The sequence below is a fragment of the Bradyrhizobium guangxiense genome (genome assembly GCF_004114915.1).
In the GTDB taxonomy this organism is placed as follows: domain Bacteria; phylum Pseudomonadota; class Alphaproteobacteria; order Rhizobiales; family Xanthobacteraceae; genus Bradyrhizobium; species Bradyrhizobium guangxiense.
Genome location: NZ_CP022219.1, coordinates 4297660 through 4312996 on the forward strand (window position 1 = coordinate 4297660; position 15337 = coordinate 4312996).

At 65.3% G+C, this 15337-nt stretch carries 13 protein-coding genes; 5 read left to right on the top strand and 8 right to left on the bottom strand.

Annotated elements, in window-relative coordinates; translation table 11 throughout:
• Positions 1 to 5: 5 nt before the first annotated feature.
• The 4 genes from X268_RS20640 to X268_RS20655 all read right to left on the bottom strand — a co-directional run bounded on the left by X268_RS20640 (position 6) and on the right by X268_RS20655 (position 2930).
• On the bottom strand, positions 6 to 746 hold the full coding sequence (locus X268_RS20640) for a metallophosphoesterase family protein (protein ID WP_128926612.1): 741 nt from the start codon (positions 744 to 746) through the stop codon (positions 6 to 8).
• Positions 747 to 863: 117 nt separating this feature from the next.
• Positions 864 to 1469 carry a hypothetical protein gene (locus X268_RS20645; RefSeq protein ID WP_128926613.1) on the bottom strand — a complete coding sequence of 202 codons (606 nt, stop codon included), beginning with the start codon at positions 1467 to 1469 and terminating at the stop codon, positions 864 to 866.
• Complete coding sequence (locus tag X268_RS20650; protein WP_128926614.1) at positions 1462 to 2148, bottom strand: DUF2135 domain-containing protein; 687 nt, start codon at positions 2146 to 2148, stop codon at positions 1462 to 1464. Before X268_RS20650 ends, X268_RS20645 begins: the two co-directional genes overlap by 8 nt.
• Positions 2145 to 2930, bottom strand: a complete 786-nt coding sequence (locus X268_RS20655) for a MotA/TolQ/ExbB proton channel family protein (protein ID WP_128926615.1) — start codon at positions 2928 to 2930, stop codon at positions 2145 to 2147. Before X268_RS20655 ends, X268_RS20650 begins: the two co-directional genes overlap by 4 nt.
• Positions 2931 to 3128: 198 nt before the next feature.
• On the opposite strand from X268_RS20655, the gene X268_RS20660 reads away from it, so the two are divergent.
• From X268_RS20660 to X268_RS20670, 3 genes are all read left to right on the top strand, one after another.
• Positions 3129 to 4499: a sensor histidine kinase gene (locus X268_RS20660; protein ID WP_128926616.1), complete on the top strand. Its 1371-nt coding sequence runs from the start codon at positions 3129 to 3131 to the stop codon at positions 4497 to 4499.
• Between the two features lie 7 nt (positions 4500 to 4506).
• Positions 4507 to 5157, top strand: a complete 651-nt coding sequence (locus X268_RS20665) for a response regulator (protein ID WP_128926617.1) — start codon at positions 4507 to 4509, stop codon at positions 5155 to 5157.
• 111 nt (positions 5158 to 5268) lie between these two features.
• The gene (locus tag X268_RS20670; RefSeq protein WP_128926618.1) at positions 5269 to 5574 is read left to right on the top strand and encodes a hypothetical protein; all 306 of its coding nucleotides are present in this window, start codon (positions 5269 to 5271) and stop codon (positions 5572 to 5574) included.
• Positions 5575 to 5611: 37 nt separating this feature from the next.
• Here the strand turns inward: X268_RS20670 and X268_RS20675 are convergent, their stop codons facing one another.
• Positions 5612 to 6199 carry a TetR/AcrR family transcriptional regulator gene (locus X268_RS20675; protein ID WP_164937838.1) on the bottom strand — a complete coding sequence of 196 codons (588 nt, stop codon included), beginning with the start codon at positions 6197 to 6199 and terminating at the stop codon, positions 5612 to 5614.
• A gap of 556 nt (positions 6200 to 6755) precedes the next feature.
• On the opposite strand from X268_RS20675, the gene purB reads away from it, so the two are divergent.
• Positions 6756 to 8063 carry an adenylosuccinate lyase gene (purB, locus tag X268_RS20680; protein WP_128926620.1) on the top strand — a complete coding sequence of 436 codons (1308 nt, stop codon included), beginning with the start codon at positions 6756 to 6758 and terminating at the stop codon, positions 8061 to 8063.
• A 127-nt stretch (positions 8064 to 8190) separates the two neighbouring features.
• The gene (locus X268_RS20685) at positions 8191 to 9363 is read left to right on the top strand and encodes a M20 aminoacylase family protein (RefSeq protein ID WP_128926621.1); all 1173 of its coding nucleotides are present in this window, start codon (positions 8191 to 8193) and stop codon (positions 9361 to 9363) included.
• A gap of 111 nt (positions 9364 to 9474) precedes the next feature.
• On the opposite strand, the gene X268_RS20690 is transcribed toward X268_RS20685, so the two are convergent.
• From X268_RS20690 to X268_RS20700, 3 genes are all read right to left on the bottom strand, one after another.
• Positions 9475 to 11292, bottom strand: coding sequence for a caspase family protein (locus X268_RS20690; RefSeq protein WP_128929333.1), 1818 nt, complete (start codon positions 11290 to 11292; stop codon positions 9475 to 9477).
• A gap of 23 nt (positions 11293 to 11315) precedes the next feature.
• Positions 11316 to 13121 carry a caspase family protein gene (locus X268_RS20695; RefSeq protein ID WP_245477585.1) on the bottom strand — a complete coding sequence of 602 codons (1806 nt, stop codon included), beginning with the start codon at positions 13119 to 13121 and terminating at the stop codon, positions 11316 to 11318.
• Positions 13122 to 13325: 204 nt separating this feature from the next.
• On the bottom strand, positions 13326 to 15233 hold the full coding sequence (locus tag X268_RS20700; RefSeq protein WP_128926622.1) for an acyl-CoA synthetase: 1908 nt from the start codon (positions 15231 to 15233) through the stop codon (positions 13326 to 13328).
• Positions 15234 to 15337 lie beyond the last annotated feature (104 nt).

Consider the following 15337-nt stretch of genomic DNA (forward strand, 5'->3'; position numbering starts at 1 on the left):
GACCTCTAGCGCCCCTGCGACAGCCGGTCGGCAAGCCAGTGCGGCAGACCGTTGTCGCGAATTCTGCCCGCTGCGGTCGCGACGTCATAGGGCGCGCGGCAATAGGTGATCTGACACGACTCGGTATCGAACAACACGAAGGCCGCCGACGGATCACCGTCGCGGGGCTGCCCGACCGAGCCGAGCACGGCGAGCCATTGCCGTCCGCGCAGGAGCTGTACCGGGACGTCGGTCTTCGGCACGAAGCTCGTCATCTTCGCCGTCACCGACATCGAATAGAGTGCGGGACGATGGATATGGCCGCAGAACGTGACATGGGCGGGCGTGGCGATCAGGCTCTTGGCGGCGTCCACCGTGGAGCGGACATAGTGCCAGCGCTGGGGGTGAGAGGCTTCCGAATGCACGAACAGGCGATCGCCGTCGTCCACCAGCATCGGCAATTCGGCCAGGAAGCGGCGCTGCGCGGCGTCGAGCCGGCCACGGGTCCATTCGATCGCAATCTGCGCCTCGGCATTCATCGTCTCGGCCGAGGAATTGACCGCCTGATCATGATTGCCGCGCACGGCGATGGCTCCCCGGGCAACGAGCTCCATCGCGGTATCCACCACCCATTCCGGATCGGCACCATAGCCGACGAAGTCGCCGAGCAGGACGAACTGCTCCGCGCCATGCGTCCGCGCCACCTTCAGGCACGCCTCGAACGCCTGCCGGTTGCCGTGAATATCCGAGAAGACAGCTAGGAGCACGCATCCTCCACCCTCCAATTCTTATTGAAGTCCGATAAGGCCAAATTGAGGGAGGTCAAGAACATGCGCCAGCGCGGCGCCGTTGACCAGCGCCGCCCTGCGGGGATGGTGAAGAGCCTATTGCTCGTCTTTCGGGGGCATCCGCGGCGGCGGAATCGGGGTGAACACGGAGCCTTGCGCGCCGGCCGGCGGAGCGATGAACTCGCCGGTCGAGGAATCGCCGCCGCTCGTCTCCATGATCGTCTTGGGCGTCACATATTCCCGGACCATGTCGATGAGGCTGCCATCGCCGCCGCCGAAATCGGCCGCGCGGCCCCCTTGCGGATGCCCCAACGCAATCTCGTTCTCGGCGGCATGGGTCTTGTCGGCGAGGCTGTCATTGTAGGGCACCCGGAAGGCCCGCGGGATACCGCTTGGACGATTGTCCTCGTCCAGCGCCTCGACCCAGAGATAGATCGAGCCGGGATCACCCTGAAGCGAATGCGGCTCGACGATGCGGGCCTTCAGCAGCTTGAAGGCCGTCGGCAGCCGGTCGGAGCTGGCCCAGCCGAGCAGCCCGCGCATCTCGGAAAAGCTGACGACATAGAAGGCGCTGGTCACGACCACCGCCACCGCCTTCAGCGACCAGTGCAGCCGCGCATAGACCAGCACGACGAGCAGAAGCGCGCCGATGACGGCGTAGGCGACCGACAGCGTCAGAATGACCGTCTGCAGGCTAGTCACGGCGTACCCTCACAGGGTTCTTGCTCACACCGGTCCTCGGGTCGAGATCGGCGCCGTTGCGCCAGCTGCTGCGGAACGTCTCCAGCAGCGATTTCGGCCGCTGGTCGACATTGATGACCTTGCCCTCTGCATCGATGCGGAACCGCACCGCGGTCTTCTCGTCGCCGGTGTGGTCGAGCGTGAACTTGTTGTCGAACACCACTTGCGCCGTCGGATTGAGCTTCTGCACCTTCACATTGGCCGTGACCGGCTCGCCGGTCGTCGCCACGAAATGCGAGACGTTGACGGTGTATTCGCCGGCGAGGATGCCGCGCACCGTCACGATCTCCTCGCGGATCGGCGAGGCGATCTTCTTGCCGGCGACCATGATGAAGTCGTTGGCCCCGCCGCGGTCGTCGCGGTCGAGCGTCAGGAAACCGGCCTCGCGGTGGCGATACCAGGCGATGTTGCCGGCGGGATCCTGCACGAACAGGTCGAGATCGTCGGGATGGTTGTCCGGCCAGTCCAGCGTGATCATGAACTCGGCCTTGGAGTCGATCTTGCCCTCCTTGGCGTCGGGAGAGACCGCGAGCAGCGCCAGGAAGAACAGGAACGCGATCACCTGGAGCGCCTTGAACAGCATCACGCCCAGTGGGTCGAACGGCTCCTCGCGCGGATAGAGACCGAAATCATCCATCATGACGGCGTTCCAGCGCCTTGAATTCCAGCGCCCCGGCGCTCGAGCACCGGCGCCACGTAGGTTTCGGTCAGCACCACCGCATCCGAGAACACACGCTGGGTCGCGGCATCCAGCATGTAGTACTGGACGCGAACCAGGATCGAGCCGACAAGACCGGCCAGCGTCGTGTACATCGCGACCGCCATGCCGTCGCTCATCAAGCCCATCGACGAGCGCATCGCGACCTTGTCGGCGGCGTCCAGCCCTGCGATCGGCGCCAGCATGATGATGAAGCCGATGATGGTGCCGAGCAGGCCGAGCTTCATCAGCGTGTCCGAGACGAAGGCACCGAACCCGTTGGAGCCGCGCAGGCGATCGGCGAGCGTCCGCAGCAGCAGGGTCTGATCGACCGGCCGGTAGTCCTGCGCGGCGGCCTTCGTCACCAGGCTCTCGATGTGATCGCGCACCAGCCCGCGCGGCAGCGCCGTCGCGCGCGCATCGAGCACCTTGCTGCCATCGGGCGCCGCGAGCGCCGCCCGACAGCGCCGCGCGGCGGCTCCTTCCCGTGCGATCGCCCGCGTGCGCAGGAAGCAATGGCCGCAGGTGACGATGTAGAGCACCGCGATGACGCTCGAAATGTAGGTGCGGTCCGAGGTCAGCATCAGATGGATCAGGCCGAACCGCCACAACAGCACGACGGCGAAGATCGAAAGCCCGGTGAAGATCATCCAGAACAGCAGCGCGCTGCGCTCGGATGGGTCGGCAGCAGATCCCGCGATCGGTCCAATCGTCATCGAACTCATGCTGCACTGCTCCCGGCTTGCAGGGATTAGCCTGCAACGATTCCACCCGATTAGATCAAAGCCGTCGCGCCCGGTCCAAAGACCCATGCCCAATCCGGCTTGGGAAATTTGCCCGAGCTGCCATCCTGGCCCACCTCGCAATTGGCAAGGCGCGGCGGCGTTGTTAGGCTGAGCTTATCAAACGTCGGGGGTGATCGCATGCGCCTCGTGCTTCAGCTTGTCGCCCGTCTGCTGCTCATCGTGGCACTGTGCCTCGGTGCCGCGACGATATGGGCCACGTTCGACGCCTATCGCAGCGTCGACCGGTCGACGGCGGCCTCGGCGCAGCGGGTCGCGCAGGCGCTCCAGGCACTGTATTGGCGCGAGCTCTTGCTGCGCAGCAGCAGAGCGCGCGAGCATCTCTTGCCGGTTCCAGACTGGCGCACGCTGGAGACGATGAAGCTGATCTCGCCCGGGGTCTGCGTCGAGTTCCAGCCCGCCGCGGCATTCGAGAAGCCGCTCTGCGGCCAGAGCGAGGGGCTCGGCAAGACGCCGCCGCGCTGGTTCGCCGCCATGGTGCCCACCTTCCTCGGCAGCCACGCCGAGGTGGTGCGGCCGGTCAGTCCCCGCGCCGCTTCTGCCGGCACCGTGGTCGCGACGCCGGATGCCGCGGCCGCCATTTCGCTCGCCTGGGAGTACATCCTCAACGTGATCGACGTCGCACTGTTGATGGCCGCGGCGATCGCGCTGCTGGCATCGCTTGCGATCGCGCATGCGCTGGCACCGGCGCGCGCGATCGTGACCGCCCTGCAGCGTATGGCGCGCGGCCAGTATCGCACCAAATTGCCGCGCTTCCGCTCCATGGAGCTGGCGATGATCGGCGGCGCCGTCGGCGAGCTCGGCGGCCGGCTGGAGGAAGCCACCGAGCAGCGCGCCGCGCTGACGCGGCGCCTGATCGAAATCCGCGACGACGAGCGCCGCGCCCTCGCCCGCGAGCTGCACGACGAGTTCGGGCAGAACCTCTCCGCCATCCTCGCTTTCGCCAACACGATCGAGACAGCGAGCGCGAAGGACAACAGGGATCATGGCATCGCCCAGGATGCGCGCATGATCTCGCAGGCCACCCATCACCTGATGGCCTCGCTGCGCGATGCGCTGAAGCGCCTGCGCAATCCGCTGCCCGAGGAGCTGGGACTCGAGGCGAGCCTCGTCAATCTCGTCGATAGCTGGCGTTCGCAGAGCGCGGCGCGGCCGACGATCCAGCTCGACCTCAGGGGCGATCTGACGGACGTGCGGGGGCCGGCCGCCACCACGGCCTATCGCGTCGCGCAGGAATGCCTGACCAACGCGCTGCGCCACAGCGCAGCGCGCGAGATCTCCTTGCGGATCGAGCGCCGGGCCGGCGAGGACGATGCGCTGCTGATCCGCGTCGAGGACGATGGCGGCGGCGATGCGGAGCGCGTCGCGCAATCGGCCGGCTTTGGTCTGACTGGTATTCGCGAGCGCATCACCGCCGCGGGCGGTTCGTTGTCGATCCTGCCTGCCCGCGGCGGCCTCAGCGTCGCCGCCACCATCCCGCTCGCCGCGTGAGGCCGGCATGAGCGAGGTTGCAGCAACAGGGATCTCCGTGCTCCTCGTTGACGACCATCCGATCGTCCGGCAAGGCTATCGGCGCGTGCTGGAAAGCCAGGGCGATCTGCATGTTGTGGCGGAAGCCGACAACGCCGCGGACGCCTATGGCGCCTTCAAGGCGCACGACCCCGATGTCGTCGTGCTCGATATCTCGATGCCGGGCGCGAGCGGGCTGGAGGCGATCCGCAACATCCGCGCGCGCAGCCCGCGGGCGCGGATCCTGGTTTTCACCATGCACAACGAGGCCGTGCTGGTGAAAGCGGCCTTCGGCGCCGGCGCCAGCGGCTTCGTCACCAAGAGCAGCGAGCCATCCGCCGTGGTCGGCGCCATCCGCGCCGTCGCGCGCGGCGAGCGCGCCATGAGCGACGACATCGCGCATATCCTCGCCGAGGACAGTCTGTCGGCGGGCTCAGCGCTGGATCAACTTGGCGAACGCGAGATCGAGATCTTGCGCCAGTTCGCCGGCGGCGCCACCACCGAGCAGATCGCAGCGCATCTCAACCTGAGTGTGAAGACGGTGCAGAACTATCACTACCTGATCAAGACCAAGACCGGCGCGCGCACGGATGCGCAGCTGGTGCGGCTCGCCGCGACCTGCGGGCTGACGAGGATCTAAGCGCAGAGCTGCCGCGCCGTCTTGGTCTCTCGGGCTTCTCAATCTGCCGAACGAAATTGGAACGGAGACCATCCGGTTCCGGTTAACACGGCAATGAAGGAGTACAGGGTCATGAGTAAGGGTCATCACAAGACAGCCGACCATCCCCCAATCATCACGGTAGGCGAGCTTATCGACGAACTCTGCCGCCTGCCCGACACGGCCATCGTCCACTTCCGCTGCCCCATGTTCGACCAGGAGCTCACATTCTACCGCCTTCGAAAGCGGTCAAAGGACGCCGTCGAGATCGCGGTCAATGCCTATCCGGAGAGTCCGCCAGTGGTGCCATCGTCCGACCCTGCGCTCAACGCGCGAAGGCACTCGGCAGCTTCGCCGTCGCTTCGCGACGGCGCCTTTCTTCACAAGACGAGAGGTTGACCAGCCGCACGGCGAATGGACTTGAATCCTCGCGGCCTCAGGCCGCCTTCAACCCGCGCAGCAGCAGCGCGAGCATCGCGTCCACACGCGCCGGCAACTCTGCGTCCTTCCACTCGTCCGCATGGGCCGGATGGTGAAAGCGGCTGGTGGCATCGAAGATCGCGCGCGCCGTGATCTTGGTGTCGGCAACGTCAAACACGCCCTGCTTCACGCCGTCAGTCAGGATCGCCGCGATCTGCTCGATCATGGTATCCTTGTGGCATTTGACGGCCGCGCAAGCCTCGCGCGCCAGCGTCAGATAGGTTTCGAACATCTCGGGGTCGTCGAGCACGCGCGAACGCTTGGCGGCGAACAGCGTGCGCAGCCAGCGCTCGAGCCTGGCCGGCGCCGGGCCCTGCTCCTCGGCGATCTGGCGCAGCGGCGCATCGATGCGGTCAAGCCAGCGCTTGGCGACGGCCTCGCGCAGCGAGGCCTTGCTCGGGAAATGGCGATAGACGCTGCCATGGCTCACATCGAGCGCACGGGCAACGTCGACCACGGTGGCCTTGGCAAGTCCAAACCGCCTGAGCACGTCCTCGGTGACTTCGAGGATCCGCTCCGGCGTCAAGACAACAGCTTCATTCATGCCAGCACCATGTTCCCGTTCAGGGCTCAGTTACTCCGGCAGTAGGGCTGCTTCCGAAGCGCCCTGGCCGGTCGTTTCGGAAAGCCTATGCCTTAATGAGGCAGTTTTGCAGCTTGCGCCGCGATCTGGCGCGCCACCAGCAAATTGAGCCAATGCCCAATAACGCCGGTAAAATTGAGGATTTCGGTCGTCATCGTCTCAAGTCTCCATTCGTCCGCGGGTCCCCGTTCTTCAATCCGCCTTCCGATCCGCTTCGGATGTCAGGCTCTCCGGGGCTTGTCGCGGGACGCCCAATCGGAGCGTCCGGAAACGCATATACACGCCCAGCTGACAGATTTCAATATCTGTCAGTCAATGATCCGTGATTGACAGTTAATATTTGCGGCGGGGGTCGCCGTCGCCTGTCCACCGGTCCGGTGGAAAGCTCGGCGTTCCCCCTCCCCTGGCGCCCAGACCGTTTGTTTCGCCCTGCCGGCTCTGTTAAATCACGGCGTAAAAAGCATTTTGGCCGGCGCGCCCCTCAGGACCGCCCCCGCCCACCTTCTGGAGCCGTCAGATGATCCCCCGCTATACCCGTCCCGAAATGGCCTCGATCTGGGAGCCGCAGACCCGGTTCAAGATCTGGTTCGAGATCGAGGCGCATGCGGCGGACGCCCTCGCCGAGCTTGGAACCATCCCCAAGGAAGCCGCCCGGACGGTCTGGGCCAAGGCCAAGGACGCCACCTTCGACGTCGCCCGCATCGACGAGATCGAGCGCGAGACCAAGCACGACGTCATCGCCTTCCTCACCCACCTCGCCGAGATCGTCGGCCCCGAGGCGCGCTTCGTGCACCAGGGCATGACCTCCTCCGACGTGCTCGACACCTGCCTCAACGTCCAGCTCACCCGGGCCGCGGACCTGCTGCTTGCCGACCTCGACAAGGTGCTGGCCGCGCTGAAGAAGCGGGCCTTCGAGCACAAGATGACGCCGACCATCGGCCGCAGCCACGGCATCCATGCCGAGCCGGTGACCTTCGGCCTCAAGCTCGCTTATGCCTATGCCGAGTTCACCCGTGCCAAGGAGCGCCTGATCGCGGCGCGCAAGGAAGTCGCGACCTGCGCCATATCAGGCGCCGTCGGCACCTTCGCACAGATCGATCCGCGCGTCGAAGCGCACGTAGCCAAGGCCATGGGCCTCGTCCCCGAGCCGATCTCGACCCAGGTGATCCCGCGCGACCGCCACGCGATGTACTTCTCGACCCTCGGCGTGATCGCCGCCTCCATCGAGCGCGTCGCAGTGGAGATCCGCCACATGCAGCGCACCGAGGTGCTGGAGGCCGAAGAGTTCTTCTCGGAGGGACAAAAGGGCTCCTCCGCCATGCCGCACAAGCGCAACCCGGTGCTGTCAGAGAACCTCACCGGCCTCTCCCGCATGGTGCGCGCCTATGTGACGCCGGCGCTGGAGAACGTCGTGCTCTGGCACGAGCGCGACATCTCGCACTCCTCGGCCGAGCGCATGATGGGTCCGGATGCCACCGTCACGCTCGACTTCGCGCTGGTGCGCCTCGCCGGCCTGATCGACAAGCTCCTGGTGTACCCCGCCAACATGCAGAAGAACCTCGACCGCCTCGGCGGCCTCGTGCACTCGCAGCGCGTGCTGCTGGCACTGACGCAGAAGGGCGGGAGCCGCGAGGACGCCTACAAGCTGGTGCAGCGCAACGCCATGCCGGTCTGGCGCGGCGAAGGCGACTTCCTGCAGCTCCTGAAGAAGGACGCCGAGGTGAAGCAATATCTCACCGACACCGAGATCGAGGAGCAGTTCGACCTCGGCTATCACCTCAAGCACGTCGACACGATCTTCAAGCGCGTGTTCGGCGAGAGCTGAATTTCAGTCATTCCGGGTCGAGCATCGAACCCGGAATCTCGAGGTTCTCTGGTGCGCAAGTGCGCACCATAGTTCACGCTTCGCGTGCCCCGGAACAACGCCAAGCCCCACAAAGCACGGAGTACCCATGCCCATTGTCAACCGCGTTGCTGCTCTCTCCGACGAAATGGCCGCCTGGCGACATGACTTCCACGAGAATCCGGAATTGCTCTACGAAGTCCACCGCACCGCCGGCATCGTCGCCGAAAAGTTGCGCGAGTTCGGCTGCGACGAGGTGGTGACCGGCATCGGCCGCACCGGCGTGGTCGGGGTGATCCGCGGCCGCAAGTCCAATTCCGGTAAGACCATCGGCCTGCGCGCCGACATGGACGCGCTGCCGATCATGGAAACCTCGGGTGTGCCCTATGCCTCGAAGGTCCCCGGCAAGATGCACGCCTGTGGCCATGACGGCCACACCGCGATGCTGCTGGGCGCGGCCAAATATCTCACCGAGACGCGCAATTTCGACGGCACCGCGATCATGATCTTCCAGCCCGCCGAGGAAGGCGGCGGCGGTGGCAAGGCCATGGTCGAGGACGGGTTGATGACGCGCTGGAACATCGAGGAGGTCTACGGCATGCACAACATGCCGGGCCTGCCGGAAGGGCACTTCGCAACCACGCCCGGCGCGATGCTCGCCTCCTCCGACAACATCCAGATCACGGTCCACGGCAAGGGCGGCCACGCCGGCGCCGGTCCGCACAAATCCGTCGACAGCGTGCTGATCGGCTCGCAGATCGTCAATGCGCTGCAATCGATTGTGGCGCGCAACGTCGATCCGCTGAAGTCAGCCGTCATCTCGATCACGCAATTCCACTCCGGCACGGCCTTCAACATCATCCCCGAGGTCGCCGAGCTCGGCGGCACCGTGCGCACGCTCGACCCTGAAGTGCGCGATCTCGTCGAGCGCCGCATCGGCGAAGTCGCCGACAGCGTCGCGCGGGCCTATGGCGGCTCGGCCGAGACCAAGTACACGCGGATGTATCCCGTGACCATGAACCATGCGCGCGAAGCCGGCCTTGCCGCCGACGTCGCCCGCGACATCGTCGGCACCGATCGCGTCAACGACAAGTTCATCCCGATGATGGGCGCCGAGGACTTCTCCTTCATGCTGGAGGCGCGTCCCGGCGCCATGGTGCTGGTCGGCATGGGCGACGGCAACGAGTGTCACCACCCGGCCTACGTCTTCAACGACAACATCCTCGGCCACGGCGCCTCGTTCTGGGCGCGGCTGGTCGAGACGCGGATGCCGGCGGGATAGTCGCGCATTCGTAAAGGTCAGATGATGAAGCCAACCTCGACAAGGCCGGTCGGAGGCTTGGAGGACATCGGCTGCAGACCTCGATCACATTTCTCCTGGCGCGCAGCACGCCTAATTGCAAACTTCCGCTTGGATCATGCCTGCACTACCCGGCCTGGGATCCCGCACGATACGGCACCCCTTGGCGACCGGCCTGCAGCCGGTACTCGTGCAGATTATCTGTCCTGAGGCTTCTGACTTTGGAGCAGTCGATTCCACTTCCTTCCGGCCTTGGTCACGCTTCCTCGATTCCTCCCTCGTCGCGACCGGCTTCTTCTCCGGGATCTTCTCGCACTCATTGTCGTCACCCACCCGATAGCCGGCGCGGCAGGTGATCTTCGCGCATTGATCGCCGTCGGCCTTGAAGCCGAAATTGCACACCAGGGGACAGACCCGTCCGGGCTTCGCCTTGAGCGCATCGAGGACGTCAACGCTGGCAAGCTTCGCGTCGAACTGGGTGCCAGCATATTTGTTGAACAGCGTCAGCGAGCGCTGGGCGGCGGAAGTCCACTCGCTCTCTGCAGACGAGGCCAGACAACCAACACGGCGCAATTCGCTCTGTACCGATTTGGAGAGCTCGGCCGCCGACAATGTGGATGTTGGCCCCGGCGAGAGCGCCGCCACTTTCTGGTTCTCGACTTCGGGCAGCTGCCGATCCGCGGCGGGCTTTGCCGCGGCTTGCTCCGCTTTCTCTGCCGCCTGCCTGGCTGCCAGCTCGGCCTTGGCCTTCTCGGCAGCCTGCTTCTCGGCCAGCGCCTTCGCAGCCGCCGCCTCGGCGGCCTTGCGCTGCCGTTCGGCAGCTTCCGCCTTCGCCTGCTCGATCTGCTTTTGCTTCTCGGCCGCGACGCGCGCCTCTTCGGCCGCCTTGGCGGCAGCTGCCGCCTTCTCCTGCTCGACCTTCTGGGCGCGCTCGGCAATCAGCCTCGCCTTTTCCTGCTCGGCCGCCTTGGCCTTTTGCTCGGCTGCCGCGCGCGTCTCCTCGGCGCCGATCTTGTTCAGCTGCCCCTTGGCGAGATTGGCGTAGAAGCCGTCGGGATATTGCGCCAGGAACGCCTCCCAACCGTCCCGGGTGCCGAGTTGAAGCGCAAGTTCATAGTCTCGCCTGAGCTCAGACTGAGGATTGGGTTGCGGGCCGGTCGCAACCGGCTTGGCAGGAACGAGGGGGACGTCATCGCCGCCCAGCGAGCCATACACGAATGGCTCTTGCTTGTTGGCGGTGCTCTTCAGTACGTCATCGCGCACGAAGCCGAATGCTTTGCGCAGGTCAAGGCCGGGCTTTGGCAGGTGGTCTGCGAGAGCCATGGCGAACGGGCTGTTCCGGGAATCTCCATCGGACGCCGTCGAACCGGCCTTGGCCGCGAATGCGATCATCGTATTCGGGCTGGTCGGCTCGACCTTGGCGAGGCCGCGCCCGATCGCGCGCGAGGCCACCGTGCGCTTCATCGTCTTGGAGAACGGATTGTCGCGGCACGCATCGAGGATGACGAGCCGAAGCTGCTTGGCGGGCTCGATGCTCACCAACAGGCGATCGATCGGCAACGCCTCGTCGTAGACATCGATGTCGGTCTCGAGCGCGGCATCGGTCGGGATCAGGTAGTTAGTACCGTCCACCTCCATGCCGTGGCCAGCGTAGTAAATGACCGCGACATCGGCATCCCGCGTCCTGGTGCCAAATTCGCGCAGCGCCTTACGCATTTCGGGCGCGTTCAGGTCCTGCCGGACGTCGACCGTGTCGAAGCCGGCTTTCCTGAGCATGCCCCCGATCAAGCCGGCATCGTTCACCGGATTGGCAAGCTTCGGCACACTATTGTAGGCGGAATTGCCAATGACGAGCGCAACCCTTTTTTGGGCCTGCGCCGGCCCGCAGACGAGCCAGGCCCCGAAGATCATCGCAGCAACGAGCTGATACGCCCTCAATTGCAGACCTCTTTCGTGCGCCCGGCCATCACGGAGCTCGCATCAGCGGTGCCGGCTCGCTCTATTCTGCATCCCTTGCCTACGGGGCGGCAGCCGGCAGCGTTGCAGAATATCTGGCCAGATGCCTGCGGTGCCGATGGCGCGGCTTCGTTCGCCCTGCGATCTGCGTCGCGCTTTCTCGTGTCCTCACGCGTCGCGACCGGCTTCTTCTCCGGCACCTTCTCGCACTCGTTGTCGTCGCCGACGCGATAGCCGGCGCGGCAGGTGATCTTCACGCATTGATCGCCGTCGGCCTTGAAGCCGAAATTGCAGACGAGCGGGCAGACCCGTCCCGGCTTCGCCTTGAGCGCATCGAGGGCGTCGACGCTGGCAAGCTTCACATCGAACTGGGTGCCAGCGTATTTGTTGAAGAGCGTCAGCGAACGCTGCGCAGCCGAGGACCACTCGCCTTCCGGAGCCGACGTGAGGCAGCCGACACGGCGCAACTCGCTCTGCACGGACTTCGCGAGGTCGGCCGCGGATAATGCCGGTGTCGACCCGGGCGACAGCGCCGCGACTTTTTGCTCGACTTCAGGCATCTGCCGATCGGCCGTCGGCTTGGCCGCCTGCTCAGCCTTCTCCGCCGCCTGCCTGGCTGCCAGCTCGGCCTTGGCCTTCTCGGCAGCCTGCTTCTCGGCCAGCGCCTTCGCAGCCGCCGCCTCGGCGGCCTTGCGCTGCCGTTCGGCAGCTTCCGCCTTCGCCTGCTCGATCTGCTTTTGCTTCTCGGCCGCGACGCGCGCCTCTTCGGCCGCCTTGGCGGCAGCTGCCGCCTTCTCCTGTTCGACCTTCTGGGCGCGCTCGGCAATCAGCCTCGCCTTTTCCTGCTCGGCCGCCTTGGCCTTTTGCTCGGCTGCGGCGCGCGTCTCCTCGGCGCCGATCTTGTTCAACTGGCCCTTGGCGAGGTTGGCGTAGAAGCCGTCGGGATATGCTGCCAGAAATGCTTCCCAGGCGTCGCGCGTCGCAAGCTGGAGCGCGAGCTCGTAGTCCCTGCGGATGGCGTCCTGCGGATTTGCCTGGGGCCCCGTTGCGGCTTGCTTCACGACGAGAGGAACGTCGTCGCCTCCGAGCGAACCATAGACATAGGGCTCCTGCTTGTAGCCGGTCGCCTTCAGGACATCGTCGCGGACGAAGCCGAAGGCCTTGCGCAGGTCGAGCCCAGGCTTCGGCAGGTGCTCGACGAGCGCGGCAGCGAACGGGCTGTTTCTGGCATCGCCGTCCGATGCGGTCGATCCCGCCTTCGCGGCAAAGGCAATCATGGTATTGGGGCTGGTCGGCTCGACCTTCGCAAGGCCGCGTCCGATCGCGCGCGAGGCCAGCGTGCGCTTCATCGTTTTCGCGAACGGATTATCGCGGCACGCATCCAGGATGATCAGGCGCAACTGCTTGGCCGGCTCGACGGCGAACAATGCACGCTCGACAGGAATGGTCTCATCGAGCACGTCACCGTCGGTCTCCAGTGTTGCGTCGGTCGGAATGAGATAGTTGTTGCCGTCGAGCTCGATGCCGTGGCCGGCGTAATAGATCACCGCCATGTCCGCTTCGCGCGTCCTGCCGGCGAACTCGCGCAGCATGCGCCGCATCTCGCTGGCACTGAGGTCCAGCCTGACGTCCACGGAATCGAAGCCGGCCTTCTTGAGCATGCCGCCGACAAGAGTGGCATCGTTGACGGGATTACCGAGCTTCGGTGCGCTCTTGTAGGCGGAATTGCCGATCACGAGCGCCACCCGTCGGTCGGCATGCGCCGGTCCGCAGGCAAGTCCCACCGCCAATATCAACAAAGCAAATAGCCGAAACAGAATCACTTGCGTCCCCCCGGATGCAATTCCATGAGACTATTCGGTAGCGTCGCTGATTTCCAACTGTTCCTATGTGATACCTGTCACACAGAGGCTCTCGACGGCGTTATGGATAACGCGGCGAAGCGTCCCCTCCTGTCCAATTGAGTGAGGCCAGATCCCTGAGGGTGGCTATACCTGCACCACCTCATGGCGCATTACGAATGGTGCGAGCAGCGCGTGCCCCTCTCTCTCGACCGCTTCGCGCTGCCCCGCCGGCAAGCCCCTCAGCGTCACCGTCGCGATCGATCCGTGACTGCCATGGGCGCCGACCTTGACCTTGCAATCGATGCCGCGCTCGACCAGCGGCCCGAGCACCTTGGTGAACACGCGCTCGGCCGCGTCCCAGCGCAGCTGCGGCTTGAACACCTTGCCGACGCCCGTCACCGGCATCGGATCAATCGGAATTACCTGCACCGGAACGGCGGCGCGCTCCGGCGTGCGCTCGCGCACCCACGCCTCGAGCTCGCCCGGCTGAACGGCCGCGCCGGGCTTCAACTGCACATACCCCACCGGCAATTCGCCGGCATAGGCGTCGGGCTGGCCGACGACGGCGGCGAAGCCGACCGCGGGATGGCGGAACATGATCTCCTCGATCGGTGCCGGGTCGATGTTATGGCCGCCGCGGATCACGAGATCCTTGGCGCGGCCGGTGATCCAGAGATAGCCGTCGGCATCGAGACGGCCGAGATCGCCGGAATTGACCCAGACCTCGTCGACGAAGGCGCCCTTGTTGTGCTCGTCATTGAGATAGCCGCTGAACACGCCGGGTCCCGCCATGATGACGACGCCGATTTCATCCGGCTTGCAGTCGCGGATCAGGCGGCCGTCGGCATCGAGCTGCACGATGCGCACGCGCGCATAGGGCATCGGTAGCCCGACCGAGCCGAGCCGGATCGGCCGGCCGGGATAAGCGAGCGTGTGCACGCTCGAGGTCTCGGTCATGCCGTAGACCTCGATGACGCGCAGCTTCAGCTTGTCCTGGATTGCCGAGCCCACGGCGACCGGGATCGCCGAGCCGCCGCCGGCGGCATATTTCAGGCTGGAGATATCCGCATTGCCCGGCGGCACCCCGAGCGTCGCGGCCAGCACCGTCGGCACACTCGACAGCGCTTCGGGCTTGAAGCGCTCCACGAGCTGCCAGATATTCTTCACCGCATTCGGATTGCGCCACCCGCTTGGCGACAGCACGACCAGCGAGCTGCCGCTCGACAGCGTCGTCAACACCTGTGTCAGTGATCCCCCGACGTGAAACAACGGCATGCCGAACAAGAGATTGGCGCCGGGCTTGCCCTTCAACAACAGATTGAGCGCCCAGGCCTGATAGACTTGGTTGGCGTGGGTATGCCGCACCAGCTTCGGCGTGCCGGTGGTGCCGCCGGTGTGGAAATAGGCGGCGATGTCACTGCCGAGAATTTTGCGCCCGCTGACGAGCCGGTCCGACGGCTGCTGCTTGATCAGATCGTTGAAAGCGAAAATTCCCTTGCCCGGATCGCCACCGCCGAACACCTGCACGATCGCCTTGAGGTGCTTGAGCTGCGGGCGGATCTGCTCGACCTTCTGCCAGATGTCGGTGCCCGGCATCGGCCCAAGCGCCACCAGGATCTTGGTGTTCGCAGCTTCCAGAATTTCCGCAATCTGGTGCGGCTCGAGCAGCGGATTGACGGGATTGGCGATGCCGGCGGCTTCGGCACCGAACAGCGTCACGAAGGCATCGGGCACCAGCGGCAACATGAAGCTGATGACGTCGCCCTTGTCCGCGCCGAGCGCGTGAAACATGTTGGCGGCCTGCGTCACGCGCGCGATGAAATCGCGGTACGTGACCACCAGCGGCGTGTCGGCGGGATCAGCGTTTTGCAGAAACTGGATCGCCGCCCCGTCGGGATTACGCGCCGCACCTAACGCAATCGCGTCGTAAGTGCTCGCGGCTGCGATGCGCTCGGCGTAGGGGACCTGCTGGAAGGCCTGCACCTCCGCGTCGGTCAGAAGTTCAGGATAGTCGCTGCCGATGAGCCGATCGAGCGCGTGGATGCCCGCCATGGAATTCCGTCCTCCCTCATGTTCACTTCCCCGTCTCCTGTCTTTTGACAATTCGGTTCGACGGGGCGCCGACCGATGACCGGTCGAAGCGCGGACACAATGAT